Origin of the sequence: Protaetiibacter larvae (assembly GCF_008365275.1) — a bacterium.
Taxonomy (GTDB): Bacteria; Actinomycetota; Actinomycetes; order Actinomycetales; family Microbacteriaceae; genus Homoserinibacter; species Homoserinibacter larvae.
Genome location: NZ_CP043504.1, coordinates 213,042 through 238,379, shown reverse-complemented (window position 1 = coordinate 238,379; position 25,338 = coordinate 213,042). Strand labels below are relative to the sequence as shown.

The 25,338-nt window shown below is 70.5% G+C and carries 22 protein-coding genes, 1 tRNA gene and 1 other RNA gene; 15 read left to right on the top strand and 9 right to left on the bottom strand.

All coding sequences use genetic code 11. The annotated features are described in order from the left end of the window. Positions 1-12 precede the first annotated feature (12 nt). Positions 13-1,446 (top strand): GH1 family beta-glucosidase, encoded by a 1,434-nt coding sequence (locus FLP23_RS01055; RefSeq protein WP_149324162.1) that lies wholly within the window; start codon positions 13-15, stop codon positions 1,444-1,446. A gap of 51 nt (positions 1,447-1,497) precedes the next feature. Here the strand turns inward: FLP23_RS01055 and FLP23_RS01050 are convergent, their stop codons facing one another. Further along, positions 1,498-2,526 (bottom strand): ABC transporter permease, encoded by a 1,029-nt coding sequence (locus tag FLP23_RS01050; protein ID WP_149324161.1) that lies wholly within the window; start codon positions 2,524-2,526, stop codon positions 1,498-1,500. After that, positions 2,523-4,043: a sugar ABC transporter ATP-binding protein gene (locus FLP23_RS01045; RefSeq protein ID WP_210413908.1), complete on the bottom strand. Its 1,521-nt coding sequence runs from the start codon at positions 4,041-4,043 to the stop codon at positions 2,523-2,525. Before FLP23_RS01045 ends, FLP23_RS01050 begins: the two co-directional genes overlap by 4 nt. A 178-nt stretch (positions 4,044-4,221) precedes the next feature. On the opposite strand from FLP23_RS01045, the gene FLP23_RS01040 reads away from it, so the two are divergent. The 3 genes from FLP23_RS01040 (at position 4,222) to FLP23_RS01030 (ending at position 7,570) form a co-directional block, all read left to right on the top strand. Continuing rightward, positions 4,222-5,256, top strand: a complete 1,035-nt coding sequence (locus FLP23_RS01040) for a substrate-binding domain-containing protein (protein ID WP_149324160.1) — start codon at positions 4,222-4,224, stop codon at positions 5,254-5,256. A gap of 79 nt (positions 5,257-5,335) precedes the next feature. Beyond that, a complete protein-coding gene (locus tag FLP23_RS01035) occupies positions 5,336-6,514 on the top strand; it encodes a Gfo/Idh/MocA family protein (RefSeq protein ID WP_246140011.1) in 1,179 nt (392 codons plus the stop codon). 51 nt (positions 6,515-6,565) lie between these two features. Continuing rightward, the gene (locus FLP23_RS01030; protein WP_149324159.1) at positions 6,566-7,570 is read left to right on the top strand and encodes a sugar phosphate isomerase/epimerase family protein; all 1,005 of its coding nucleotides are present in this window, start codon (positions 6,566-6,568) and stop codon (positions 7,568-7,570) included. Positions 7,571-7,640: 70 nt separating this feature from the next. Here FLP23_RS01030 and FLP23_RS01025 read toward each other — a convergent pair whose 3' ends face one another. Continuing rightward, positions 7,641-8,852, bottom strand: coding sequence for an ROK family transcriptional regulator (locus tag FLP23_RS01025; RefSeq protein ID WP_149324158.1), 1,212 nt, complete (start codon positions 8,850-8,852; stop codon positions 7,641-7,643). Positions 8,853-8,986: 134 nt separating this feature from the next. Between FLP23_RS01025 and FLP23_RS01020 the strand changes: the two genes are divergently transcribed. Genes FLP23_RS01020 through FLP23_RS01005 form a run of 4 tightly spaced genes read left to right on the top strand, consistent with a single transcriptional unit; the run spans position 8,987 to position 12,810 of the window. Continuing rightward, positions 8,987-10,222: a multidrug effflux MFS transporter gene (locus tag FLP23_RS01020; RefSeq protein ID WP_210413906.1), complete on the top strand. Its 1,236-nt coding sequence runs from the start codon at positions 8,987-8,989 to the stop codon at positions 10,220-10,222. A gap of 46 nt (positions 10,223-10,268) precedes the next feature. Further along, positions 10,269-10,901, top strand: coding sequence for a phosphatase PAP2 family protein (locus FLP23_RS01015; protein WP_246140010.1), 633 nt, complete (start codon positions 10,269-10,271; stop codon positions 10,899-10,901). 9 nt (positions 10,902-10,910) lie between these two features. Beyond that, entirely contained in the window at positions 10,911-12,185 is a 1,275-nt protein-coding gene (locus FLP23_RS01010) for a saccharopine dehydrogenase family protein (RefSeq protein WP_149324156.1), read from the top strand. Positions 12,186-12,195: 10 nt separating this feature from the next. Then, positions 12,196-12,810 carry a GNAT family N-acetyltransferase gene (locus FLP23_RS01005; RefSeq protein WP_149324155.1) on the top strand — a complete coding sequence of 205 codons (615 nt, stop codon included), beginning with the start codon at positions 12,196-12,198 and terminating at the stop codon, positions 12,808-12,810. 3 nt (positions 12,811-12,813) lie between these two features. On the opposite strand, the gene FLP23_RS01000 is transcribed toward FLP23_RS01005, so the two are convergent. After that, positions 12,814-13,452, bottom strand: coding sequence for a hypothetical protein (locus FLP23_RS01000; RefSeq protein WP_149324154.1), 639 nt, complete (start codon positions 13,450-13,452; stop codon positions 12,814-12,816). 62 nt (positions 13,453-13,514) lie between these two features. Here FLP23_RS01000 and FLP23_RS00995 point away from each other — a divergent pair, with 62 nt between their 5' ends. The 3 genes from FLP23_RS00995 (at position 13,515) to FLP23_RS00985 (ending at position 16,870) form a co-directional block, all read left to right on the top strand. Further along, positions 13,515-14,279 carry an ABC transporter ATP-binding protein gene (locus tag FLP23_RS00995; protein ID WP_149324153.1) on the top strand — a complete coding sequence of 255 codons (765 nt, stop codon included), beginning with the start codon at positions 13,515-13,517 and terminating at the stop codon, positions 14,277-14,279. Further along, positions 14,261-15,838, top strand: coding sequence for a hypothetical protein (locus tag FLP23_RS00990; RefSeq protein WP_149324152.1), 1,578 nt, complete (start codon positions 14,261-14,263; stop codon positions 15,836-15,838). The genes FLP23_RS00995 and FLP23_RS00990 overlap by 19 nt, the downstream gene beginning before the upstream one ends. A 372-nt stretch (positions 15,839-16,210) precedes the next feature. After that, positions 16,211-16,870 (top strand): endonuclease domain-containing protein, encoded by a 660-nt coding sequence (locus FLP23_RS00985; RefSeq protein ID WP_246140082.1) that lies wholly within the window; start codon positions 16,211-16,213, stop codon positions 16,868-16,870. A gap of 198 nt (positions 16,871-17,068) precedes the next feature. Here FLP23_RS00985 and FLP23_RS00980 read toward each other — a convergent pair. Together FLP23_RS00980 and ffs are read right to left on the bottom strand one after the other, a co-directional pair. After that, a tRNA-Ser gene (locus tag FLP23_RS00980) sits at positions 17,069-17,153 on the bottom strand. Beyond that, positions 17,152-17,248: signal recognition particle sRNA small type (gene ffs, locus FLP23_RS00975), an RNA gene on the bottom strand. Before ffs ends, FLP23_RS00980 begins: the two co-directional genes overlap by 2 nt. A gap of 62 nt (positions 17,249-17,310) precedes the next feature. Here ffs and FLP23_RS00970 point away from each other — a divergent pair. From FLP23_RS00970 to FLP23_RS00960, 3 genes are all read left to right on the top strand, one after another. Beyond that, entirely contained in the window at positions 17,311-19,359 is a 2,049-nt protein-coding gene (locus FLP23_RS00970; RefSeq protein WP_149324150.1) for a DNA polymerase III subunit gamma and tau, read from the top strand. 3 nt (positions 19,360-19,362) lie between these two features. Then, positions 19,363-19,959, top strand: a complete 597-nt coding sequence (recR, locus tag FLP23_RS00965) for a recombination mediator RecR (protein ID WP_149324149.1) — start codon at positions 19,363-19,365, stop codon at positions 19,957-19,959. Between the two features lie 72 nt (positions 19,960-20,031). Beyond that, entirely contained in the window at positions 20,032-21,297 is a 1,266-nt protein-coding gene (locus FLP23_RS00960) for an aspartate kinase (protein WP_149324148.1), read from the top strand. 211 nt (positions 21,298-21,508) lie between these two features. On the opposite strand, the gene FLP23_RS00955 is transcribed toward FLP23_RS00960, so the two are convergent. From FLP23_RS00955 to FLP23_RS00945, 3 genes are read right to left on the bottom strand one after another with little or no spacing between them, the layout of a single operon-like run. Then, positions 21,509-21,778 (bottom strand): hypothetical protein, encoded by a 270-nt coding sequence (locus FLP23_RS00955; protein WP_149324147.1) that lies wholly within the window; start codon positions 21,776-21,778, stop codon positions 21,509-21,511. Positions 21,779-21,786: 8 nt separating this feature from the next. Then, complete coding sequence (locus tag FLP23_RS00950) at positions 21,787-22,983, bottom strand: TFIIB-type zinc ribbon-containing protein (RefSeq protein WP_149324146.1); 1,197 nt, start codon at positions 22,981-22,983, stop codon at positions 21,787-21,789. Between the two features lie 11 nt (positions 22,984-22,994). Continuing rightward, complete coding sequence (locus tag FLP23_RS00945) at positions 22,995-24,179, bottom strand: SPFH domain-containing protein (protein ID WP_149324145.1); 1,185 nt, start codon at positions 24,177-24,179, stop codon at positions 22,995-22,997. A 76-nt stretch (positions 24,180-24,255) separates the two neighbouring features. Between FLP23_RS00945 and FLP23_RS00940 the strand changes: the two genes are divergently transcribed. Next, entirely contained in the window at positions 24,256-25,317 is a 1,062-nt protein-coding gene (locus FLP23_RS00940; protein WP_149324144.1) for an aspartate-semialdehyde dehydrogenase, read from the top strand. The last annotated feature ends 21 nt before the right edge of the window (positions 25,318-25,338 follow it).

Sequence of the window (25,338 nt, the reverse complement as noted above, 5' to 3'; positions counted from 1 at the left end):
AAGACTGATCGGGTGGCCACCACCGGATCCCCCGACTACCGCGACAGCGGCCTTGAGTTCGCCCCCGACTTCGTGATCGGCTCGGCGACTGCCTCCTACCAGATCGAGGGCGCCGCCCGTGAGGACGGCCGCGGTCCGTCGATCTGGGACACCTTCAGCCACACGCCCGGCAAGGTGTGGAACGGCGACACGGGGGATGTGGCCGACGACCACTACCACCGCTGGGAGTCGGATCTCGACCTGATGGCCGAGCTGGGCCTCCAGGCCTACCGCTTCTCGATCGCCTGGCCCCGCATCCAGCCGACCGGATCGGGTGCGATCAACCCGGCCGGCGTCGCCTTCTACAGCCGCCTCGTCGACGGTCTGCTGGAGCGCGGCATCCGTCCCATCGCCACCCTCTACCACTGGGATCTGCCCCAGCCCCTCGAAGACGCCGGCGGCTGGGCGAACCGCGACACCGCCTACCGCTTCGCCGAGTACGCCGCGCTCACCGCCGAGCAGCTCGGTGACCGGGTGCACACCTGGACGACCCTCAACGAGCCGTGGTGCTCCGCCTACCTCGGCTACGGCTCCGGCGCCCACGCCCCCGGTCGCACCGACGGCGCCGCGGCGCTCGCCGCCGTGCACCACCTCAACCTCGCGCACGGCCTCGGCGTGCAGGAGGTGCGGCGGGCCGCGACGAACGACCCCGACCTCTCGATCACCCTCAACTTCCATGTGCTGCGGGGCGACCACGACACGAGCCCAGAGGCCAAGCGCCGCATCGACGCGCTCGCCAATCGCGCCTTCACGCATCCGATCCTGAAGGGCGAGTACCCGGCCGACCTGCTCGAGGACACCGCTCAGGTCACCGACTGGTCCTTCCTGCGCGCGGGCGACCTCGCTGAGATCCACCAGCCGATCGAGGTGCTCGGCGTCAACTACTACTCGACCGCGACGGTGCGGATGTGGGACGGCGCCTCGCCCCGGCAGAACAACGACGGCCACAAGGACGTCGGCGGATCGCCCTGGCCCGGCAGCCGCGACGTCGAGTTCCTCGAGCAGGCGGGGCCGTACACGGCCATGGGCTGGAACATCGCCCCCGACGGCCTCGAGGAGCTGCTGCTCGCGTTGCGCGACGAGTTCCCGGACCAGCCGCTCATGATCACCGAGAACGGTGCCGCTTTCGAGGATCGGGTGACCGAGAACGAGGACGGCAAGCGCGTGCACGACGCCGACCGCATCGACTACCTCAACCGGCACTTCACGGCGGCGCACCGGGCGCTCGCTCAAGGGGTCGACCTGCGCGGCTACCAGGTGTGGTCGTTCATGGACAACTTCGAGTGGGGCTACGGCTACTCGAAGCGGTTCGGCATCGTGCGGATCGACTACGACACCCTCGAGCGCATCCCGAAGGACTCCGCCTACTGGCTGCAGGAGCTCATCGCGACGCGTCGCACGCCGTAGGGTGCGGACGGTGATCTCGAGACGCGTGCCGCTGCGCGGCGCGTCTCGAGATCACCGACTCCGGGTCGACCGCTCGGCCAGGCGCTGCTGGAGCAGCACCGCCGCCACGATGATGACGCCCTTCACGACGGCCTGCACCGAGATGTTGAGGTTGTTCATCGTGAAGATGTTGCTGAGCGTCGAGAAGATGAGCACACCGAGCACGGTGCCGACGATGGTGCCGCGCCCGCCGATGAGCAGGGTGCCGCCGACGACGACCGCGGCGATCGCATCCAGTTCGTAGAGGGTTCCGTGGGTCGAACTGCCGGCATTGGTGCGGGCGAGGAACATGACCGCCGCGATGCCCGCGGTGAGCCCGGAGATCACGTACAAGGACACCGTGTGCCGCTTCACCTTGAGGCCGGCGAGTCGTGCCGCCTCGAAGTTGCCGCCGATCGCGACCGTGCGACGACCGAAGGTGGTGCGCGCGAGCAGGAACCAGCCGATCACCGCGACGATCGCGAAGATCCAGATGAGCCACGGGATGCCGAGCAGATTGCCGCGGAAGAACGACAGGAAGCCCTGCACCGACACCACCTGGGTGGTCTTGTTGGCGAAGATCTCGGCAAGACCGCGCGCCGCGACGAGCATCGCGAGGGTCGCGATGAACGGCACGACCTTGCCGTAGGCGATCACGATGCCGTTCACGAGCCCCGCGAGGCCGCCCACCGCGATCGCGACCACGACCATGAGCAACCACGTCGACTGGGCGGATGCGTTCTGGATCCACGACAGCGAGGCGACGACGCTCGCGAGGCCGATGACCGAGCCCACCGAGAGGTCGATGCCGCCCGCCGTGATGACGAAGGTCATGCCGATCGCGACGACGCCGAGGATCGAGCCGTAGCGCACGATCGTCACGAGGTTGCCGAGGTCCATGAACCGCTCCTGGCCGGTGATCCAGCCCACGACGACGATGACGAGGAGCGCGATGATGAGCCCGAGGTTGCGGCCCGCGGTTCCGGAGAGGATCCGGCGGAGCGCGCCCGAGGCGGGCGCTTCGGATCCGGTCGCGGCGGGGGTGGTCGTGGTCTCGCTCACGCGGCCGTTCCTTTCATGACGAGGTCGAGCACGCCGTGCTCGTCGATGTTGCCGGCGTCGGTCGTCGTGATGACGTGGCCTTCGGCGATCACGAGCACCCGGTCGGCGAGACCGAGCACCTCTTCGATCTCGCTCGAGACGACGACGATCGCCGTTCCGGCATCCGCGAGCCGCCGGATGAGGGTGTAGATCTCGGACCGCGCGCCGACGTCGACGCCGCGGGTCGGCTCGTCGAGCAGCAGCACCCGGGTGCCCTCGACGAGCCAGCGCGCCAGCAGGATCTTCTGCTGGTTGCCGCCGGACAGGGTGCGGGTGGTGCGGTCGGGGTCGGCGGGTCGCAGCTCGAGAGCCTGGATCTGTTCCCGCGACACCGCGCGTTCGCGCCGCTCGTCGAGCACCGACAGCTTGGCGAAGCGCGCGAAGCTCGCGAGGGTCACGTTCTTGAAGATCGGCTCCTCGAGGAGGAGTCCTTGGCTCTTGCGCTCTTCGGGGGAGAGGCCGAGCCCCGCGTTCACGGCATGCCGCACCGAGCCGGGGCGAAGGGTCTCGCCCTCGACCCGCACGGTGCCGCTCGTCGCCTTCCGGGCGCCGTAGATGGTCTCGAGGATCTCCGAACGACCGGAGCCGACGAGGCCGGCCAGGCCCACCACCTCGCCCGCGCGCACCGTGAAGTCGACGTCGGCGAACACCCCGCGCAGTCCGAGACCCTCCACCTCGAGCAGCACCGGCGCGCTCGCCGGCACCGGCCGTCGCTCGGGGAACACGTGCTCGACGACGCGACCGGTCATGAGCGTGATGAGCTGAGGGGTGGGGGTGTCGGCCACCTCGAGTCCGGATGCCATGCTCGCGCCGTCCTTGATGACGGTGATGCGGTCGCCGATCTGCCGGATCTCCTCGAGCCGGTGCGAGATGTAGACGACGGCGATGCCCTGACTCGTCAGCTCTTCGACCACCCGGAAGAGGTTGCGCACCTCTTCGGAGTCGAGCACGGCGCTCGGCTCGTCCATGATGATGAGCTTCGCGTCGCGGGAGAGCGCCCGTGCCATGCTCACGATCTGCTTGCCGGCGGCCGAGAGCGTGCCGACCTCCTGGTTGGGGTTGAGGTCGCCGTGCCCGAGGCGCTCGAGCAGCTCGCGCGTGCGCCGGTTGGCGGCACCGCGCTGGAGCACGCCCCCGGTGGCGAGCTCGTGTCCGAGGAAGACGTTCTCGGTGATGGTGAGCCCGTCGACCACGTCGAGCTCCTGGTACATCGTCGCGATGCCGATCTCGAGGGCCGCGACGGGGTTCGAGATCGTGACGGGTTCGCCCTGCCAGAGGATCTCCCCGCCGTCGGGCTGGTAGGCCCCCGCGAGGATCTTGATGAGCGTCGACTTGCCCGCGCCGTTCTGCCCGAGCACGCAGTGCACCTCGCCGGCGCGCACCTCCAGGTCGACGCCCTGGAGCGCTCGGACTCCCGCGAATGACTTGGTGATCCCGCGCATCGACAGTAATGACGTCGAATAATCGCCTTTGACCATGCGCAGAACATAGCATCCACGGCTTACGTCGAGCGACATAAATAAGTTGGAAGAGCGGACGACGTTTCTGCTAGCGTGAGCCACGTCAACGACGACACCCCACCGATCCCTCCGTACGAGCGGTGCCCGGACTGTCTCGCTGGCGCACAGCAACTCACCGAGCTATGGAGGAAATGCAATGCGCGCACCCCGTCCGCGACGCCATCTGGTCGTCGCCGCAGGCGCCGCCCTCGCGATCACCGGTCTGATCACCGGATGTACCGCGGGCGACACCGGCACGAACACCGAGCCGACCAACAACAGCGACAACGAGGCCAGCGGCGACCGCGTCGTCATCGGCTTCTCCGGCCCCGCAGCCGACCACGGCTGGCTCGGCGCCATCAACTCGGCGGCCATCGCCGAGGCGGCCAAGTACCCCGACATCGACCTGCGGGTCGCCGAGGGCACCAACGACGCCAACCTGCAGATCAGCCAGATCGAGACCTTCATCAACGACGGTGTCGACGCGATCGTGCTGCTGCCGACCGACGGCGCCGCCCTCACCGACGTCGCCATCCGGGCGATGGAGGCCGGCATCCCGGTGATCAACGTCGACCGTGAGTTCTCGAGCACCTTCGCCGCCCGCGTCACCGTGCTCGGCGACAACTACGGCATGGGCGTGAGCGCGGGCACCTACATCTGCGAGCAGTTCGGCGGCACCGACGCCGTCGTCGCAGAGGTCGCCGGCATCGACTCGCTGCCGCTCACGCAGGACCGCTCGCGCGGCTTCGCCGACGCGCTCGACGACTGCGGGCTCGAGGTGAACAACCGCGTCGCCGCCGACTTCACCGTCGCCGGAGGCGAGGCCGTCACCTCGCAGCTGCTCGCCGCGGCGCCGCACATCGACGCCCTCTGGAACCACGACGACGACCAGGGCATCGGCGTGCTCGCCGCCCTCGACGCGGCTGGCCGCAACGAGATGCTCATGGTCGGCGGCGCCGGCTCGAAGAACGCGATGGACGCCATCAAGGCCGACGACGGCGTGCTCAAGGCGACGATCATCTACCCCTCCACGCAGGCCGCCGACGGCATCCGCCTCGCGCGCCTCGTCGTGCAGGGCAAGTCGCTCGGCGACCTCGTCGAGGTGGAGGTGCCGAACCGGATCGTCCTGAACGCCCCGGTGGTCACCAAGGAGAACGTGGACAAGTACCTGCCCACGGCCTTCGCCTCCTGAGATCCCCCGGTCGGGCGCCCGCCGCACCCCGGCGGGCGCCCGACCCCTCTTCCCTCGTACGTCCCGACAGGAGACACAGATGTCGTCGATGCGCGTGGCCATGATCGGCTACGGATTCATGGGCGCTGCCCACTCGCAGGGCTGGCGGGTAGCTCCGCGGTTCTTCGACCTTCCCGCCGATCCCGAGCTCGCGCTCGTCGTGGGTCGTCATGCGGAGGCCGTGGCCGCCGCCGCCGCCAAGTGGGGCTGGGCCGAGAGCGGCACCGACTGGCGTGCCGCGCTCGAGCGTGACGACATCGATGTCATCGACATCGTCACCCCCGGCGACTCGCATGCCGAGATCGCCATCGCCGCCCTCGAGGCCGGAAAGCACGTGCTGTGCGAGAAGCCGCTCGCCAACACCGTCGCCGAGGCCGAGGCGATGGCGGACGCCGCCGCGCGGGCCGCCCAGCGCGGCGTCTACGCGATGGTCGGCTTCACCTACCGCCGCGTCCCCGCGGCCACCTTCGCCCGCGACCTCGTCGCGGCGGGGCGCATCGGCACCGTGAACCAGGTGCGCGCGAGCTACCGGCAGGACTGGCTCGTCGACCCGGGCGTGCCGCTCGCCTGGCGGCTGCGCAAGGAGCTCGCCGGGTCCGGCGCCCTCGGCGACATCGGCGCCCACGCGATCGACCTCGCCCAGTTCATCACCGGTCAGCGTCTCGGCTCCGTGTCGGGAACGCTCGAGACCGTGATCGCGGAGCGCCCGCTTCCCGCCGACACCGCGCCCGGGGAGGCGGCGACCCTGGGCGGGTCCGCCGGATCCGGCACGGGCCGGGTGACCGTCGACGATGTCGCGATCTTCGCCGGCCGCTTCGAGACCGGCGTGCTCGGCAGCTTCGAGGCCACCCGCTTCGCCACCGGCCGCAAGAACGCCCTGCGGGTGGAGGTCTCGGGGACCGAGGGGGCGATCGCGTTCGATCTCGAAGACCTCAACGCGCTCGAGTTCTACGACCGCACCGCGCCCGCCGACCGGCAGGGCTTCACCAGGATCCTGGTGACCGAACCGCAGCATCCCTATATCTCCGCCTGGTGGCCGGCCGGTCACATGCTCGGCTACGAGCACGGCTTCTCGCACCAGGTGGTCGACTTCGTCACCGGCGTGGCCACGGGCGTGCAGCCCACCCCGTCGTTCGCCGACGGCCTGCAGGTGCAGCGCGTGCTCGACGCCGTCGAGCGCAGCGCCGCCCACGAGAGCATCTGGACGCCGGTCGGCTGAGCGCCGATCCGGTACGCACCCCGCCATATCGCACGCATCGAGGAGGATCCGATGGCACGACCCGTCACCCTGTTCACCGGCCAGTGGGCCGACCTGCCGCTCGAGGAGGTGGCGAAGCTCGCCTCCGGCTGGGGCTACGACGGCCTCGAGCTCGCCTGCTGGGGCGACCACCTCGACCCCTGGCGCTGGGACGAGCCCGGCTACGTGGAGGGCAAGCTCGCGCTGCTGGAGCGCTACGGCCTCAAGGTGTGGGCCATCTCGAACCACCTCAAAGGTCAGGCGGTCTGCGACGACCCCATCGACCACCGGCACCGCGACATCCTCTCGGCGAAGGTGTGGGGCGACGGCGAGCCCGAGGGCGTGCGGCAGCGCGCCGCCGAGGAGATGAAGAACACGGCGCGGCTCGCCCGGGCGCTCGGCGTGGACACCGTGATCGGGTTCACGGGCTCCTCGATCTGGAAGTACGTGGCGATGTTCCCGCCCGTGTCGCAGGCGGCGATCGACGCCGGCTACCAGGACTTCGCGGACCGCTGGAACCCGATCCTCGACGTCTACGACGAGGTGGGCGTGCGGTTCGCGCATGAGGTGCACCCCTCGGAGATCGCCTACGACTACTGGACGACGGTGCGCACCCTGGAGGCGATCGGGCATCGTGAGGCGTTCGGCCTCAACTGGGATCCCTCGCACATGGTCTGGCAGGACCTCGACCCGGTCGGCTTCCTGTGGGACTTCCGCGACCGGATCTACCACGTGGACTGCAAGGACACCCGCAAGCGGATGGGCAACGGCCGCAATGGGCGCCTCGGCTCGCACCTCGCCTGGGCCGACGGGCGCCGCGGCTGGGACTTCATCTCGACGGGCCACGGCGATGTGCCGTGGGAGGACGCCTTCCGGATGCTCAACCAGATCGGCTACACGGGCCCCATCTCGGTGGAGTGGGAGGACGCCGGCATGGACCGCCTGGTCGGTGCCCCCGAGGCGCTCGCCTACGTGCGCCGCCTCGCCTTCGACGCCCCCGACGCCGCCTTCGACGCCGCCTTCTCCACCTCCGACTGAATCCGCCGAGATGTCAGTTGTTGCGGAATCCGGGCGCGATTTCCGCAACAACTGACATCTCGCGGGATGGTCACCGGGTCGTGAGGGCGACCATGGCCTCGATCGACTCCGGCGCGAGCGCGTGGTGGATGGCGAGCATGCTCGCGCCGAGCATGGCCGCATCCGGTCCGGCCTTCGACTGGGTGATCTGCAGATGCTCCGTGGCGAGCGGCATCGAGCGCGTGTAGACGATCTCGCGCACGCCCGCGATGAGGTGCTCGCCGGCCTGCGCGAGCGAGCCGCCCAGCACGATCGCGGTCGGGTTGATGAGGCTCACGCAGGTGGTCAGCACCTCGCCGATGTCGCGCCCCGCCTGCCGCACCGCCTGGATGGCGTCGATGTTGCCGCGCTTCACGAGCTCCACGACATCCTGACTGGTGGTGGCGGCGAGCCCCGTCGTGGAGAGCTCCCGCGCGAGCGCGGGGCCCGAGGCGAGCGCCTCGAGGCAGCCGCGGTTGCCGCACGAGCACGGCACGTTGGCGCCGCGGGCGACGTACACGTGCCCGATGTCGCCCGCGGTGCCCTGCGCGCCCCGCTGCAGGAGCCCGCCCGAGATGACGCCCGATCCGATGCCGGTCGCGACCTTCACGAAGATGAGGTGGTCGACCTCGGGCCAGGCGTGCTCGCGCTCGCCGAGCGCCATGATGTTGACGTCGTTGTCGACGAGCACGGGCGCGTCGAAGCTCGAGTTGAGGTAGCCGGGCACGTCGAAACGATCCCAGCCGGGCATGATCGGCGGGTTGATCGGGCGTCCGGTGGAGTGCTCGACGGGACCGGGCAGCCCGATGCCGATCGCGAGCAGGTCTCCGGCCGTGCGGCCGAGTCCGGCGAGCAGGGTGTGGGTCTCCGCGATCACCCAGCTGAGCACCGCCTCGGGGCCTTCTGTCACGTGCATCCGCTCGGTGGACTGCACGAGGATGCCGCCCGTGAGGTCGCTGATGGCGACCCGCAGGTGGGAGGCGCCGACATCCACGCCGAGCACGACTCGGCCGCTCGTGGCGATCGCGAACTGCGACGAGGGCCGGCCGCCGGTGGAGACGGCATCGCCCACCGGGGCGACGAGCCCGAGCCGCATGAGCGCGTCGATGCGCAGGGCGACGGTGGAGCGGGCGAGGCCGGTCATCGCGGAGAGCTCGGTGCGGGTGCGGGCCTTGCCGTCGCGCAACAGCTGGAAGAGGTCGCTCGCGACCGAGGAGCCGAGGGCGTTGACGTGCCGCACCGCACCGGTACTTATGTCGACCATGTGCCAATGTTGCCACAACGCTCGGTCGAAGGGCCCGGAAGGGGTAGGTGAAACGTCATCTAGACTCGATGACGAGCGGAGCAGCCACGAGGTGCTCCGTTTCTCACTTTCCCCCACTCCCCGATCTCCGAGGTATGTCCGTGTCGGCAGTCGTCCATCCCGGCGATGCGCTGTCCCGTGGCGAGCGGCTGACCTACATCTTCGTGCTGGGCGCGCTCACGGCCCTCGGCCCGTTCACGATCGACCTCTACCTTCCGGCGCTGCCCGTGCTCGAGAAGGAGCTCGCGGCCCCGACGGCCCTCGTGCAGCTCACCCTCACCGCCACCATGGTGGGGTTCGCCCTCGGTCAGCTGTTCGTCGGCCCGCTCTCGGACCAGGTGGGCCGCCGCCGCCCGCTGCTGTTCGCGACGGCCGTGCACATCCTGGCCTGCCTCGGCGCGGCCCTGGCCCCCGATCTGCTGTGGCTCGGGATCGCGCGCGTCTTCCAGGGCGTGGGAGCCGCCGCGGGCGGCGTCGTCGCGATGGCGATGGTGCGCGACCTGTTCGGCGGGTATCCGCTCGTCAAGATGCTCAGCCGCCTCGCGCTCGTCTCGGGCCTGGCCCCCGTGCTGGCCCCCGTGATCGGATCGCAGCTGCTGCTCGTGGTCGACTGGCGCGGGCTGTTCGTCTTCCTCTCGGTGTTCGGGTTCCTCGTGCTGATCGCCAACGCGATCTTCCTGCGCGAGACGCTGCCCGCCGGGGCCCGGCACGTGCGCGGCCACTCGACGGTGGCCCAGCGCTACGGCGCCCTGTTCCGCGACCGCATCTACGTGGGCGCCGTCATCATCGCGGGCGCCAACTTCTCGGCGCTGTTCGCCTACCTGTCCAGCTCGTCCTTCCTGTTCCAGGATGTCTACGCGCTCACGCCGCAGCAGTACGGGCTGCTGTTCGGCATCAACTCGATCGGCGTCATCGTGGGCGTGCAGTCGTCGAGCCTGCTGCAGAAGCGCATCGGCCCGCAGTGGATCGTCGCGGGCGCCACGATCGTGCAGTTCCTCGCGGCGGGGTCCATCCTCGTGCTCAACATCGCGGGAGCCGGGTTCGTGGGGATCGTGATCCCGCTGTGGTTCTTCATCGCGGCGTGCGGGTTCAACTTCCCGGCGATCTCCGCCCTCGCGCTCGTGCGGCACGGTCACGAGGCGGGCACCGCGGCGTCCGTGCTCGGGGCGGCGAACTTCGGCGTGGCGGGCATCGTCTCGCCCATCGTGGGCCTCTTCGCGATCACCAACGCCATCCCGATGGCGGGCGTCATGCTCGTGGCAATCGCGATCGCGATCGTCGTGCTCTGGACTGTGGTGCGCCCGCGCACCGTCCCCCCGCTCGAGGCGTGACCCGCGCCTACCCCCCGGATGGGGGCCATCGGTATACGGTGTGCGCATGAGCGAGCGCGCCGGGTTTACGCGGCGCCCGCTCGTGCTCGCCGGGACCGCCGCGATCGTGCTCACGGTGGCGCTCGGGGTGCTCGTGGCGCTGCGGGAGCAGCTCGCGCTCGACGAGGCGTGGATGGATGAGGTGCTCGCCTGGCGAGGACCCGTCGGCGAGGCGGTGAGCCGGGTGTTCGACGCGCTCGGCGGCGGCTGGTTCGCGATCCTCGTGGTGCCGATCGGCGTGGGCGTCGGGTTCGCCTTCGCCGACCGCCCATGGTCGGCGCTCGCCTTCATCCTCGCCTCCGCGGCGGCTGCCGCGATCTGCCAGCTGCTCAAGGCGCTGTTCGGTCGCGCCCGCCCGGAGGAGATCCTGCTTCCCCTCGACAACGGTTCGTTCCCGTCCGGCCACACCACGAACGCCGCCGTCATCGCCGTGAGCCTCGGTCTGCTGCTGGAGCGCGCCTGGGTGTGGGTGCTCGGGATGGCGTATCTCGTGGCGATGGCGCTCAGCCGCACCTACCTCGGGGCGCACTGGTTCACCGACACGGTCGGCGGTGCGCTGCTCGGCGCCGGCGTCGCCGTGCTCGTCTGGTGCGCCCTCCTCACGCGGCTGAGGGTGGAGCCGGTCGGGGCGCGGGACTAGCCTCAAGCCATGAGAATCCTCCTCGTGGGGGCGGGCGGTGTCGGCGATGCCATCGCCAAGATCGCCGCTCGTCGCGACTTCTTCGAGACCATCGTCGTGAGCGATTACGACCTCTCCCGCGCGGAGCGCACCCTTCACTGGATCGAGGCGAAGCACGGCCCGCAGGGCGGCCGTTTCGTGGCGAGCCGGATCGACGCATCCGACCCTGACTCGGTGGCGTCCGTCGCACGCGAGCACGGGGCGACGCACGTCATGAACGCGGTCGAGCCGAAGTTCGTGCCGACCATCTTCGCGGGGGCGCTCGCGGCGGGTGCCGATTACCTAGACATGGCGATGAGCCTGTCGGAGCCGCATCCCGAGAGTCCCTACTCCGAGACGGGCGTGAAGCTCGGCGACGACCAGTTCGCGCAGGCCGGCGACTGGGAGGCCGCGGGGCGGCTGGCGCTCGTGGGGATGGGCGTGGAACCCGGGCTCTCGGACGTCTTCGCCCGGTACGCCTCGGATGAGCTGTTCAGCGAGATCGACGAGCTCGGGACGCGCGACGGCGCGAACCTCGTCGTGCGCGACGAGGCGGGCAACGAGATCTTCGCGCCCTCCTTCAGCATCTGGACCACGATCGAGGAATGCCTCAACCCTCCGGTCATCTGGGAGAAGGACCGCGGCTGGTACACGACCCCGCCGTTCTCCGAGCCCGAGACCTTCGTCTTCCCGGAGGGGATCGGCGCCGTCGAGTGCGTCAACGTCGAGCACGAGGAGGTGCTGCTCATGCCGCGCTTCCTCGACGCCAAGCGGGTCACCTTCAAGTACGGCCTCGGCGACGAGTTCATCGGCGTGCTCAAGACCCTCAACCTGCTGGGACTCGACAAGACCACGCCCATCCGAGTGCGCAGCGCGAACGGACCCGTCGAGGTGGCCCCGCGCGATGTCGTCGCGGCGGCCCTGCCCGATCCGGCCACCATCGGGCCCCGGATGACGGGCAAGACCTGTGCCGGCCTCTGGGTCACCGGCACCGGGACCGACGGCGCCCACCGCGAGGTGTACCTCTACCATGTGAGCGACAACGAGTGGACGATGGCCGAGTACGAGAGCCAGTGCGTCGTGTGGCAGACCGCGCTCAATCCGGTCATCGCGCTCGAGCTGCTGTCGACCGGGGTGTGGACGGGCACCGGCGTGCTCGGCCCCGAAGCGTTCCCGGCCACCCCCTTCCTCGAGCTGATGGCGAAGCCCGTTGCCGAGGGCGGCTACGGTCAGTCGTGGGGGCTCGACGACCGCACCCCGCGGTAGCGTTCCCGGCATGACCGACGGATCGGCGATCCGCCCGTACCAGGCGAGCGACCTGGCGGCGTTGCGCGACATCTGCGTACGCACGGGCGCGGCGGGCGGCGATGCGACGGGCCGGTGGTCGACCGACGAGCTGCTGCCCGACCTGTTCCTCGAGCCCTACGTGACCGCGGCGCCCGAGTGGGCGTGGGTGGTGGACGAGGGCGACGGGCCGGTCGGGTACATCGTCTCGGCCCCGCGCACGAGGTCCTTCGTCGCCTGGTGGCGCACCCGGTGGTCGCCGTGGTTCGCCGAGAGGTACCCCGAACCGAGCGAGCCGTACTCGGCTCAGGAGGAGCTCGTGCTGCGCGGCCACCATCCGGAGGTGCTGCTCATTCCGGAGGTGGACGAGTACCCCGCGCATCTGCACATCGACCTGCTGCCGGAGGCGCAGTCCCGCGGCTTCGGTCGGGCGCTCGTCGAGACCCTGGTCACCGCGCTCGCGAAGGCCGGCGTTCCGGGGGTGCACCTCACGATGGATCCCGCGAACACCGCCGCCCGTGCCTTCTACGCGGCGGTCGGCTTCGAGGAGCTTCCGTCGAGCACTGCGACGGCGCCCGTGCTCGGGCGCTGGATCTCGCCGCGCTGAGCGTCAGAGGAAGCGGACCGGCAGCCCGAGCAGCAGCATGATGCCGAGTGCGGCGGCGAACGCCACGAGCGCGGCGGCCGCGATGAGCAGGATCTGCAGCAGGCGGCGATCCTCGAACCAGTACGCCGAACCCGGGTAGGCGCGGAAGAAGTCGTGCATCGTGAGGGGGTCGGCGACCGTCTCGAGCGGCAGGGGGAGCGCCGCGGCGATCGCCTTCAGGTCGCCCTCGTGCCAGAAGTTGCCGCGCATCCGGAACAGCCGGCGGCCGCCGGCGCCCGTGACGAGCAGTTGCACGGTGGGGTCGGGGGCCGCGCCCTGGTAGGTGGGCACGAGCCGCACCTCGGTGATGTCGGCGAGCGGCACCCGGACGAGGCGCGTGAAGATGCCGTTGCCGATGAGCTCGGTCTCGGTGACCGCCGCGAAGATGCGCAGCTGGCGCCACAGCAGCAGGAGTCCGATCGCGACCACCACGACGTTCGCGATCGCCACGAACTCGATGCCGCCGCGGGACGCCGCGAACCAGTACGCGACCGCGAACACCGGCGCCGTGGCGAGCCCGATCGCGGCGAAGGCGTTGCTCAGCAGCGAGTACTTCGGGCGCACATGCACCCGATAGCCCGTCGTCGGCGCCGTGTCGGTCACACGCCCAGAGTAGGGCCAGCGGGTCGCGCGAGGGGGTGCCGTCGCCCCGCTAGCGTGAATGCATGGCAGCACCCATCCCTGCGCTCGAACTCACGGGTCTGTCGAAGAGCTTCGGCACGGCCGTCGCCGTCGACCAGCTGAGCCTCACCGTGCCCACCGGATCGTTCTACGGGCTCGTCGGGCCGAACGGTGCGGGCAAGACCACCACGCTCTCGATGGCGACCGGGCTTCTGCGACCCGACGCCGGCTCGGCGCGGGTGCACGGCGTGGACGTGTGGACGGATCCGGTGGCCGCGAAACGCATGATCGGCAACCTCGCCGACGGGGTGCGGCTGTTCGACCGGCTCACCGGCGAGCAGCTCATCCGCTACACCGGCATGCTGTTCGGTCTGCCGCGCGACGAGCTCGCCACGCGCACCGCCGACCTGCTGCGGCTCATGGATCTGGAGGCCGCGGCGGGCGCCCCGGTCGCGGACTACTCGGCCGGCATGACCAAGAAGGTGGCGCTCGCCTGCGCCCTCGTGCACGCGCCGCGGCTGCTCGTGCTCGACGAGCCCTTCGAGTCGGTCGATCCGGTCTCGGCGGCGAACATCGAAGACGTGCTGCGCGGCTACACCGGCAGCGGCGGCACGGTCATCGTGTCGAGCCACTCGATGGACCTCGTGCAGCGCATGTGCGACCACGTGGCCATCATCTCGGCGGGGCGGGTGCTCATCGCCGGCACGGTCGACGAGGTGCGCGGTGAGGCGACGCTGCAGGAGCGCTTCCTCGAGCTCGTCGGCGGCCGTATCCATTCGGAGGGACCGCAGTGGTTGCGACAGTCCTGAGGCTGCGCTACCGCATCCTGGGCAACATGCTGGGCCGCAGCGTCTGGCAGCTCGTCGGGTTCGTGGTGGGGGCGCTCTCGGCGGCGGGCGCACTCGTGGGGATCGCCGTCGCTCTCGCGCTCACCGGTCTCGCGGGGCTCGACGCCACCCGCACCCTCGTCACCATGGGGGGCGCGCTGCTCATGATCGGCTGGGGTGTCGCGCCCCTGCTGGCGGGCGGCGTCGACACGACGGTGGATGCCGAGCGGCTCGCCCCCTTCCCGATGTCGACGCGGCAGGTGATGGTCGCCCTCACCGCGATCGGCTTCGCGGGCATCCCGGGGATCGCCACGGCGCTCGGGGTGCTGAGCGTGCTCGGCGCCTGGATCCACTGGCCGCTCGCGGTGGTCGCGGCGATCATCTGCCTGCCGCTCGGGGTGCTCAGCTGCGTGCTCGTCTCGCGTGCCGTCGCCTCGTTCTCCTCCCGCCGCGGGCGGCGGCTCGGCGACCTGCTGGGGCTCGTCGCGTTCGGGGCGCTCGTGCTGGTCGGTCCGATCCTCTCGGGGCTCATCGGCCTGGTCGGCGGGTCGGGCGCGGGGGTCGTCGAGCGTGCCGCCGACGTCGTCGCCGCCATCTCCTGGACGCCGGTCGGCGCCGTGTGGGCCGTGCCGGGCGACCTCGCGGCCGGCGAGATCGGGCCGGCCGCGCTCAAGCTGCTCATCGCCCTCGGCACCCTCGCCGTGGTGTGGCTGTTGTGGCGTCGGAACGTGCGATCCGCCGCCGTCGCCCCGCGCCGCCAGGCGTCCGCACGGGCGGGACGGCTGAGCTGGTTCGGGCTGCTGCCCACCGGACCGACGGGCGCGAGCTGGGCGCGGGCGCTGCGGTACTGGCTCGGCGATCCGCGCTACCTGCGCAACCTCCTCATCGTCGCCGTGCTGCCGGCGCTCATCGCCTTCGGGCTGGGGGGCGAGCTGCGGGGGCCGTTCTTCGCCTTCGTCGGGGTGCTGCCCGCGCTGCTGCTCGGGCTCGTGCCGTACGCCGACGTCGCCTTCGACGGCACCTCCTTCGCGACCGTGCTCGCGACCGGCGTCCCGGGACGCGCGGATCGGGCGGGTCGGCTGCTCGCCGCCGCGAGCGTGGGGGTGCCGCTCGTGGTGGTGGTCGCCGTCGTGACGGTCGCGTTCTCCGGCAGCTGGTCGCTGTTGCCCGGGGTGCTCGGCAGCTGTGTCGGCTCGCTGCTCATCGGGCTGGGGATCTGCGCCATCAGCTCCGCCTACATCGTGATCCCGGTGCCGGCATCCGGTGACAATATCTTCAAACGCGTGCCCGGCGCGACCTTCACGACCGCGCTCGCCCTGCTCGCGCTCACGGCGCTCTCGGGAGCGCTCACCGCGCCCGCGGTCGCCTTCACGATCGTGTCGGCCGTTGTGGGCGATCCGTTGTGGTCATGGGTGGGCCTCGTGGTGGGCCTCGCCTTCGGAGTCTCCGCGAGCCTCGCCGGCATCGCCATCGGGGGCCGCGTCTTCGACCGCACCGGCCCGCTGCTGCTCGCCCGCGTCCGCGCGATCGTCGGCTACTGAGGCTCGCGTCACAGAAGCAGGCTGAACCGACGTTCGGGTGCCGTCGGAGCGTCGGAGGTGCGGGTTCAGCCTGCATCTGCGACACGTCTTCTTCCGCGCCGCGTCGTCGGCCTGCTCTCCACCGATCGCGGCGAGGTGGAGAGCGGGCCGGATCACGACGCCGAGCATGTCCTCATGCCCTCGACGAGCCTGCCCACACCACCTCGGCTGGTCCGAGCTCGCGAGCTGAAGGCGCTCGGCTGGACGGATCGGAGGATCCGCGCTGCCGTGGCACAAGGACGACTCGTGCGGCTCCGCGAGGGGGCGTACTGTGACCCGACCGCGGATCCCGAAGTGCGCATGTCGGGCAGCGTGGGTGGTCGCCTTGCCTGCGTGTCCGAACTGCGCCGGCTCGGCGTCTTCGTGGTGCAGCACGACCAGCTGCATGTCCACGTCGTGCGGACTGCTGCCCGCGTCCGCGCACCGAAGGGCCCCCACCGGATGCACCGGCGAGCGCTCCTGCGGGTCCCGCACCCCGACGCGCTGAGCGTCGAGCCGCTCGACGCCGTCTTCGACGGCGTGCTGTGCCAGGCGCCGAGGGCGGCGATCGCCACGATCGACTCCGCCCTGCACCTCGGGGTGCTGCATCCCGACGACCTCGAGGAGCTGTTCGCGGCACTTCCGCGTCGCTTCCGCAGGCTGCGACGGCTGATCGACGGTCGGGCTGAGTCCGGGCCCGAGACACTGCTGCGCCTGATCCTGCGCTCGCTCGGGTGCATGTTCGAGGTGCAGGTGCTCATCCGCGGCGTTGGGCGGGTCGACTTTCTCGTGGACGGATGGCTCATCGTCGAGTGCGACAGCGAGCAGTTCCATGCGGGCTGGGACGCGCAGAAGGCGGATCGGCGCCGAGATCAGGCCGCCGCAGCGCAGGGGTTCGCTACCTATCGGCCGATCGCGGAGGACATCATGTGGCATCCCGAGGCGGTCCGCGCCGCCCTCGTCGGGCTGCTCGCCTTGCGGCCCCAGGCGCGTCGCGTCGCAGATGCAGGCTGAATCGGCGTTCGGGTGCCAGCTGAGCGTCGGAGGTGCGGGTTCAGCCTGCATCTGCGACGAGGAAGGGGGTCTGCCGATCGGACGGATCCCTATCGCGCGTCGGAACCGGCGGCGTGGGCCCACCCAGGGGTTCGAATCCACAGCGCCCGAATAGGTGAAGAGCGGGCCGCCCTTCGGGCGGCCCGCTCTTCACAACGGCGGAGGATGGGGGATTCGAACCCCCGAGGGCTTTCACCCAACACGCTTTCCAAGCGTGCGCCATAGGCCACTAGGCGAATCCTCCTGAGGACCCCCCGCGCACCCGCCAGAGCCCGGTTACCCTTGCTGCGTTTCCGCCCTGGGGGAGTTGGCCTGGATGGCGCCACGCGGGGAGCCGCGGGCCAGTCTACCGGCAACGCCTGAGCCCGGACGACGTCGGTCGGGCCGACTACTGTTGACCCGTGGTCACCGCCCTCTACCGTCGCTACCGGCCGGAGACGTTCGCCGAACTGATCGGGCAGAGCCAGGTGACCGATCCGCTCCGCACCGCCCTCCGCACCGACCGGGTCGGCCACGCCTACCTCTTCTCCGGTCCGCGCGGCTGCGGCAAGACGACGAGCGCGCGCATCCTGGCCCGCTGCCTCAACTGCGCCGAAGGCCCCACCGACACCCCGTGCGGCGCGTGCGCGAGCTGCATCGAGCTCGCCCGCGACGGCGGCGGCTCGCTGGACGTCGTGGAGATCGACGCCGCGAGCCACAACGGCGTCGACGACGCCCGCGACCTGCGTGAGCGCGCCGCCTTCGCCCCGGCACGGGACCGCTACAAGATCTTCATCCTCGACGAGGCGCACATGGTGACGACGCAGGGCTTCAACGCCCTGCTCAAGCTCGTCGAGGAGCCGCCGGAGCACGTGAAGTTCATCTTCGCGACCACCGAGCCCGAGAAGGTCATCGGCACCATCCGCAGCCGCACCCACCACTACCCGTTCCGGCTCGTGCCGCCCGCCCAGATGCTCGACTACGTGCAGCAGCTGTGCACCGCAGAGGGCATCGAGGTGGAGGGCGGCGTGCTGCCGCTCGTGGTCCGGGCCGGCGGGGGGTCGGTGCGCGACACCCTGTCGCTGCTCGACCAGCTGATCGCCGGGTCGGAGGGCAACACCGTGCTCTACGAGCGGGCGGTCGCCCTGCTCGGCTACACCCACGGCGCCCTGCTCGACGAGATCGTCGACGCGCTCGCGGCTGCGGATGCGCCGGGCGTGTTCACGGGCGTCGACCGCGTGGTGCAGACGGGTCAGGATCCGCGGCGTTTCGTCGAGGACCTGCTCGAGCGGCTGCGCGACCTGATCGTCGTCGCGGCGACGCGCGATGGCGCCTCTGCCGTGCTGCGCGGTGTGCCCGCCGATGAGATCGAGCGGATGGCGCATCAGGCGTCCGCCTACGGCGCCGTCGAGCTGTCGCGCGCGGCCGACGTGGTGAACGCGGCCCTCACCGAGATGACGGGCGCGACCTCGCCGCGGCTGCACCTGGAGCTCATGGCGGCACGGCTGCTCGTGCCGTCGTCCGATGACAGCGAGCGCGGTGCGCTCGCCCGGGTGGAGCGCCTCGAGCGCCGCATCGGCATCGAGGGTGAGGCTCCCGCCCCGGCGTCCGCCGCTCCCGCACCGCGCCCGGTCGAGGCGGTGGAGCAGCGCCGCGAAGCGCCGCGTCTCGAGACCCCCGCTCCGCCGCCTGCGGCCGTGCCCGCCGCCGTCCCCAGCGCTCCCGCTGCCGCCTCCGCCGCGCCCGGTACCGTCACCCTCCAGCAGATCCGCGACGCCTGGCCCGAGGTGCTCGAGGTCGTGCAGGGCATCAAGCGCGGCTCGTGGATGGTCGTCTACACCTCCACCGCGCGCGCCTTCGAGGGGGATGTGCTCACCCTGGGCTTCGCGAGCGAGAACGACGTGCAGAGCTTCCGCCAGGCGCAGGGCGCGGGCGAGAGCGTGAGCGAGCACCTGCGCCGCGCGATCCTGCAGGTGCTGGGGGTGCGGGTGAAGTTCATCGCCCGCGTCGAGGGCGCGGCCGCCGCTGCGCCGGCGCAGGCGGTCGAGGAGCGCCGCGAAGCGCCGCGTCTCGACACGACCGCCGAGAGGAAGTCCGGCGAGGCGCCCGCCGTCCCGAAGCCCGCGACCACCGGCTGGAACGTCACCCCGATCCCGGATGCGGCATCCGCCCCCGCCGACGATGAGGCGCCCCCTGCCGACGACGAGGTGCTGCCGCCCGACGACGCCGATGCGCCCCCGAGCGACGAGGAGCCGCCCGCGCCCGCCGCGCCGACCCCTGCCGCAGCGTCCGCCCCCGCCCGGTCCGCCTCCGGCGGCGCCCCGGCATCCGGGAGGGCCCGCTACGGCGAGGCCGTGGTGCGCGAGGTGCTCAAGGCGAGCTTCATCGAAGAGGTGCAGTTGAACCCGCGGGATCGCCCGGTGCGGCTCGTCGACGAGTCCGGCGCCGCCACCTCCGGAAGCGAGGCGTAGCGCGTGTACGAGGGCATCGTCCAGGACCTCATCGACGAGCTCGGCAGGCTGCCCGGCATCGGGCCGAAGTCGGCGCAGCGGATCGCCTTCCACATCCTGCAGACCGAGAGCTTCGACACCACCCGGCTCGCCGAGATCCTCACCGTGGTCCGCGAGCGCGTGAAGTTCTGCCAGGTGTGCGGCAACGTCTCCGAGCAGGAGCTCTGCGCCATCTGCCGCGACCCGCGCCGCAACGCCGCCGTGATCTGCGTCGTCGAGGAGGCCAAGGATGTCGTGGCGATCGAGCGCACCCGCGAGTTCCGCGGGCTGTACCACGTGCTCGGCGGCGCGATCAGCCCCATCGACGGCATCGGCCCCGACGATCTCCGGATCGCGCAGTTGCTGAAGCGTCTCGCGAGCACCGAGGTGACCGAGGTGATCATCGCCACCGACCCCAACCTGGAGGGGGAGGCCACCGCCACCTACCTCACCCGGCTGCTCGTTCAGCCCGGCCTGCGGGTCACGCGGCTCGCCTCGGGGCTGCCGGTCGGCGGCGACCTCGAGTACGCCGACGAGGTCACGCTCGGACGGGCCTTCGAGGGTCGCCGCGTCGTCGAGTAGCCCGTGCGCGGAGCGGCATCCGCCCCTCGGTAGGATTGAGGCCGTTTCCCCCTTTCTCTGGAGTGCCTTCCCGTGACCCTGATCGTGCAGAAGTTCGGCGGTTCGAGCGTTGCCGACGCCGAGAGCATCAAGCGGGTGGCGAAGCGCATCGTCGAGACGCGCAAGGCGGGCAACGAGGTCGTGGTGGCCGTGTCGGCGATGGGCGACACCACCGACGAGCTGATCGACCTGGCGCACCAGGTGTCGCCCATCCCGGACCCGCGCGAGCTGGACATGCTGCTCACGACCGGTGAGCGCATCTCGATGGCGCTGCTCGCGATGGCGATCCGCGACATGGGCTACGAGGCCCGCTCCTACACCGGCAGCCAGGCGGGCATGATCACGGATGCCCAGCACGGCTCCGCGCGCATCGTGGATGTCACTCCCGGCCGGGTGCGGGAGGCGCTCGACGAGGGCGCGATCGCGATCGTCGCCGGCTTCCAGGGCTTCAACCGTGACAGCCGCGACATCACCACGCTCGGTCGCGGGGGGTCGGACACGACGGCGGTCGCCCTCGCCGCGGCGCTCGGTGCCGACGTGTGCGAGATCTACACCGACGTCGACGGGGTCTTCACCGCCGACCCGCGCGTGGTGCCGAAGGCGCACAAGCTCGACCGCGTGACGAGCGAGGAGATGCTCGAGCTCGCCGCTGCGGGCGCGAAGGTCCTGTATATCCGCGCGGTGGAATATGCGCGCCGTCACGGGGTGACGCTGCATGTGCGCTCCTCGTTCAACAACAACGAAGGCACCTGGGTCGTCAACCAGGCAGAGGGAGAATCCGTGGAAGAGCCCATCATCACCGGGGTCGCCGGAGACCTCAGCGAGGCCAAGATCACCGTCGTCGGCGTGCCCGACGTGCCCGGCAAGGCCGCCGAGATCTTCACGATCGTCGCGAAGACCGGCGCCAACATCGACATGATCGTGCAGAACGTGTCGGCCGCCGCGACCGGCCTCACCGACATCTCCTTCACGCTGCCGAAGGCCGACGGGGAGAAGGTGCTCACCGCGCTGCGCGCCGAGCAGGCCGATGCGGGCTTCGCCTCGCTGCAGTACGACGACCAGATCGGCAAGCTCGCCGTGGTGGGCGCCGGGATGCGCACGAGCGCGGGCGTCTCGGCCCAGCTGTTCCGGGCGCTGTCGGATGCCGGCATCAACATCGAGATGATCTCGACCTCGGAGATCCGCATCTCGGTGGTGACCCGCGCCGACACCCTGGCCGACGCGATGCGCGTCGTGCACACGGCTTTCGGTCTCGACGGCGACGCCGAGGCCGTCGTCTACGCAGGAACCGGGCGCTAAGGGCGAAGGCCATTTCTGGCCTTCGCGCACCCGGTTCCCGGCGCCGTCTCGGCGCCGGAGGGCGCTAAGGGCGAAGGCCATTTCTGGCCTTCGCGCTCCCGGTTCCCGGCGCCGTCTCGGCGCCGGAGGGCGCTAAGGGCGAAGGCCATTTCTGGCCTTCGCGCTCCCGGTTCCCGGCGCCGTCTCGGCGCCGGAGGGCGCTAGCGGCTCACTACAGCCTCTGCCGCGGGTCGTCGTCGTTGCGACCGCGGATCGCGGTCTCGGTCGTGCCGTTGTTCTCGCCGACCTTGACGTCGTCGCCCGTGAGGTTGCTCACCACGATCTCGGTCTCGCGCTCGAAGGAGTGGCTCTTGCCGGTGTTGCGGTACGACTGCCACACCGCCCAGTAGAACGATGCGGCACCGACCGGGCCGATGGCGAGCAGCCAGCCGATCCCGTCGCTGTCGGATGCGGCGATGATCGTGAACGACAGGTCCAGCATCCCGCCCCCTAGAAGTTCGCCACGATCGCGAGGGCGACGCCCTCGAGCACGGTTCCGATGGTGAGCGCCACGAGCAGCAGCTTGGGCACGCTCACCGGGATGCTGCCCATCGTCTCGCCGGTGCGTCCGTTGACGGCGATGTAGTGCAGAAAAACGCTGCCGCCCGGCTTCTTCTCGTAGTACGAGTAGAGCCACACCGGCAGCAGCACCGCCACCCAGCGGGTGCCTTTGAGCTCGAGCTGCTCGGTCTCCCAGCGGACGCCGCGGTTGTAGTCGGTCGTCTCGGTGGCTTTCTGGCGCGCGATGCTCAGCATCTGGTCACGAGCGACGGGGGTGACCTGGTCGATGTTGAGGTCGCGTTTCTCGGAGGTGTAGTCGCCCATGTAGCTGGCGTCCCAGGTGACGGCGTTCTTGGTGTCGAACGGCAGGATCGTGTTGATCACGTTGTTGGTGTTCATGCGGGTGTCCTGGTTGGCCCGCGACGACGACGACTCGATGGTGAGGTCGTCGACGGTGAAGTCGAAGCTGCGGGTCACCCGGTAGACGTCGGCGTCGTAGTAGGTGCGCCGATTGTTCTCGGGACCGCGCAGGTACTGGGCCGTCTTGATCTCGCCGAAGCCGGCGACGCTGCCGTGGGCGTTGCCGTCGACGAGCAGGTACGGCATGTAGACGCCGAGCACGTTCTCGGGGACGAACTCCTTCTTGAACCTCGTGAGTGCGAAGGTGCGTCGCTTGTTGGCGAACCGGTGCACCTGCTCGACGGCCTGCTCGTGCGTGAGGCGGAACGGCAGCACGGCATCCGGAACCGCGCCGTTCGGGATCTGCGTCTGCAGCGAGAGCACCTGCCGGCACCAGTGGCACCGGGCCTGCAGCGCGCTCTCGGTGTTGACCACCACCTCGGATCCGCAGCCTTGGCACTTGAGGGTCACGAGGTTCGACGCCTGGGCGTCGATGTCGGCTCCGCCCGTGGTGGTGACGGTGCCGTTCAGCTTGTCGATGGGCGAGTCGAACCCGACGCTCGTGACGAAGTTCGCGGCCGACCACTCGTAGCGGCAGAACGAGCAGCGCAGCAGGTCGCTGCCGGGCACCGGTCCGATCTCGGCCGAGCCGCACCGCGGGCACTTGGTGAGCCCGTCGCCTTTCGCGTTCGAGGTGTCGGTCGGTGGTGCCGGGGGATCCGGGGGTGTGTTGGTGGTGTCGCTCATCGCCCGCGGGCCTACGAGCCCAGCAGCTTGCTCTTGAGGGCGTCGTAGTCGGCCTGGGTGATGAGCCCGGCGTCGAGCATCTGCTTGGCCTGGGTGAGTCGCGCCACCGGATCCTCGGCGGCAGCAGGAGCCGCCGCGGGTGCGGCGGGTGCCGCGGCGGGGGCCGCGGCCGGGGCGACGGGCTGCTGCAGTCCGGCGAGCCCGCCGAGCGCGCCCGCGCCGACGCCCACGCCGAGCAGGCCCGCGCCTCCGCCGGTCTCGCCGGCGGACTGGATGCCCTGGGCGACCGAGGCCTGCAGGTTCGAGTTGCCGCGCGCACCCGAGAGGGCTTCGGCGCGCTTGACGTTCGTCAGCAGCTCGGTCGTGTCGGCGTCGTACTCGATCGAGACGATCGCGGTGGAGACGATCTCGAGTCCGCGGTTGGCCTTCCAGGAGTAGCCCTCCTCGACGGCGGCCGCGAGGCTCTGCGCGAAGCCGAGCGAGTCGGCCTGGATCTGCGTGATGCGGCTCTTCGCCGGGTCGTTCGTGTACTTCGAGAACGCGGGCGCGAGCGCCGAGACGACCTCGTTGAACAGCTGGGTGGCCGCGTCGTTGTCGAGGTCGGTGAAGTCGAATACCTGACCGCCGGTGATGTAGGTGGCGGGCACGAAGTTCTTCACGAACAGGATCGGGTCGACGATGCGCAGCGTGTAGGTGCCGCGCGTGAGGGCGCCCACCTGGGTGCCGAGCCAGGCGTCGTTCCAGTAGATCTCGCTCTGCGTGCCGAAGCGGTTGTTGGGCAGCTCCTTGAGGGTCACGTAGATCGCGAGCTGCTGCGACCCGGGGATGCCGCCGCGCTTGAAGCGCTCCCAGCTCTGCGTGATGAGCGGGCTGAGGAAGCCGTTCCCGGCGAAGATCGACTGGCTGTTCACGTCGTCCGACTGCCAGATGTAGCCGCCCGGCTCGGCCACGAAGCCGGTGATCTCGCCATCCTGCAGCGTCAGCAGGCCGTAGCCTTCCGGCACGACGATCTTGGACCCGTTCGTGATGATGTTCTCGGAGCCCTTCGTGTTCGAGCCGCGACCGGCGTTCTCGCCCTGCTTGACCACGGGGAACAGTGCTGCGGTGGGCTGCACGTTGGGGACGGTGTAGAAGTCGATCCACTGATCGGCGAAGGTTCCGCCGATCGCGCCGGCGAATGCCTTGATGAAGCCCACGTCTCACTCCTTCGTTCGAACGGTCTCACAGTACCCATCCGGTAACGCGGACAACAGCCCGGTACGATTTCTCCCTATGAGCAGCAACGGAATCCGCATCGGCGTCGTCGGCGCCACCGGTCAGGTGGGCGCGGTCGTGCGTCGCCTCCTCGTGGAGCGGGATTTCCCGATCGCCGAGATCCGCTTCTTCGCCTCCGAGCGCAGCGCCGGCACGACCCTCGAGTTCCGGGGCGAGCAGATCGTCGTCGAGGACTCCGCCACCGCCGACCCGACGGGGCTCGACGTCGCGATCTTCTCCGCGGGCGCCACGATGTCGAAGGTGCAGGCGCCGCGTTTCGCCGCCGCCGGGGTGCTCGTCATCGACAACTCGAGCGCCTGGCGCATGGACCCCGAGGTGCCCCTCGTGGTGTCGGAGGTGAACCCGCACGCGCTCGATGAGGCCGTGAAGGGCATCGTCGCGAACCCGAACTGCACCACGATGGCCGCGATGCCGGTGCTGAAGGTGCTGGATGCCGAGGCCGGGCTCGAGCGTCTCGTGGTCTCCACCTACCAGGCGGTCTCGGGCGCCGGTCTCGCGGGCGGCGAAGAGCTGCTCGCCCAGGCCGCCTCCGCGGTGGCCCAGGATGCCATTGGGCTCGTGCACGACGGTCACGCCGTCGAGCTCCCGGCGCCGGTGAAGTTCCCGCGCAACATCGCCTTCAACGTGGTGCCGCTCGCCGGCTCGATCGTCGACGACGGTCTCGAGGAGACCGACGAGGAGAAGAAGCTCCGCAACGAGAGCCGCAAGATCCTGGAGCTTCCCGAGCTGCTCGTCTCGGGCACCTGCGTGCGCGTTCCGGTGTTCACGGGTCACTCGCTCTCGATCAACGCGACCTTCGCCACCGCGATCACCCCGCAGCGCGCCCGCGAGCTGCTCGCGGATGCGCCGGGCGTGCAGCTCGCCGACATCCCGAACCCTCTCGAGGCGGCGGGCGCCGACCCGAGCTTCGTGGGGCGCATCCGGCAGGACCAGTCGGTGCCCGACGGCAAGGGCCTCGCGCTGTTCATCTCGAACGACAACCTGCGCAAGGGTGCCGCGCTCAACGCGGTGCAGATCGCGGAGCTCGTCGCGGCGAAGCTGAGCGCATCGATCGCCTGAGCTGCGACGCTTCGCGGCGGC

Coding starts and splice junctions, on each gene's coding strand:
- FLP23_RS01035 (WP_246140011.1), top strand. CDS start 5,336: ATGTCGTCGATGCGCGTGGCCATGATCGGCTACGGATTCATGGGCGCT.
- FLP23_RS00940 (WP_149324144.1), top strand. CDS start 24,256: ATGAGCAGCAACGGAATCCGCATCGGCGTCGTCGGCGCCACCGGTCAG.
- FLP23_RS00995 (WP_149324153.1), top strand. CDS start 13,515: ATGGCAGCACCCATCCCTGCGCTCGAACTCACGGGTCTGTCGAAGAGC.
- FLP23_RS01025 (WP_149324158.1), bottom strand. CDS start 8,852: ATGGTCGACATAAGTACCGGTGCGGTGCGGCACGTCAACGCCCTCGGC.
- FLP23_RS00955 (WP_149324147.1), bottom strand. CDS start 21,778: ATGCTGGACCTGTCGTTCACGATCATCGCCGCATCCGACAGCGACGGG.
- FLP23_RS01040 (WP_149324160.1), top strand. CDS start 4,222: ATGCGCGCACCCCGTCCGCGACGCCATCTGGTCGTCGCCGCAGGCGCC.
- FLP23_RS00950 (WP_149324146.1), bottom strand. CDS start 22,983: ATGAGCGACACCACCAACACACCCCCGGATCCCCCGGCACCACCGACC.
- FLP23_RS01030 (WP_149324159.1), top strand. CDS start 6,566: ATGGCACGACCCGTCACCCTGTTCACCGGCCAGTGGGCCGACCTGCCG.
- FLP23_RS01010 (WP_149324156.1), top strand. CDS start 10,911: ATGAGAATCCTCCTCGTGGGGGCGGGCGGTGTCGGCGATGCCATCGCC.
- FLP23_RS01005 (WP_149324155.1), top strand. CDS start 12,196: ATGACCGACGGATCGGCGATCCGCCCGTACCAGGCGAGCGACCTGGCG.
- FLP23_RS01020 (WP_210413906.1), top strand. CDS start 8,987: ATGTCCGTGTCGGCAGTCGTCCATCCCGGCGATGCGCTGTCCCGTGGC.
- FLP23_RS01045 (WP_210413908.1), bottom strand. CDS start 4,043: ATGGTCAAAGGCGATTATTCGACGTCATTACTGTCGATGCGCGGGATC.
- FLP23_RS01015 (WP_246140010.1), top strand. CDS start 10,269: ATGAGCGAGCGCGCCGGGTTTACGCGGCGCCCGCTCGTGCTCGCCGGG.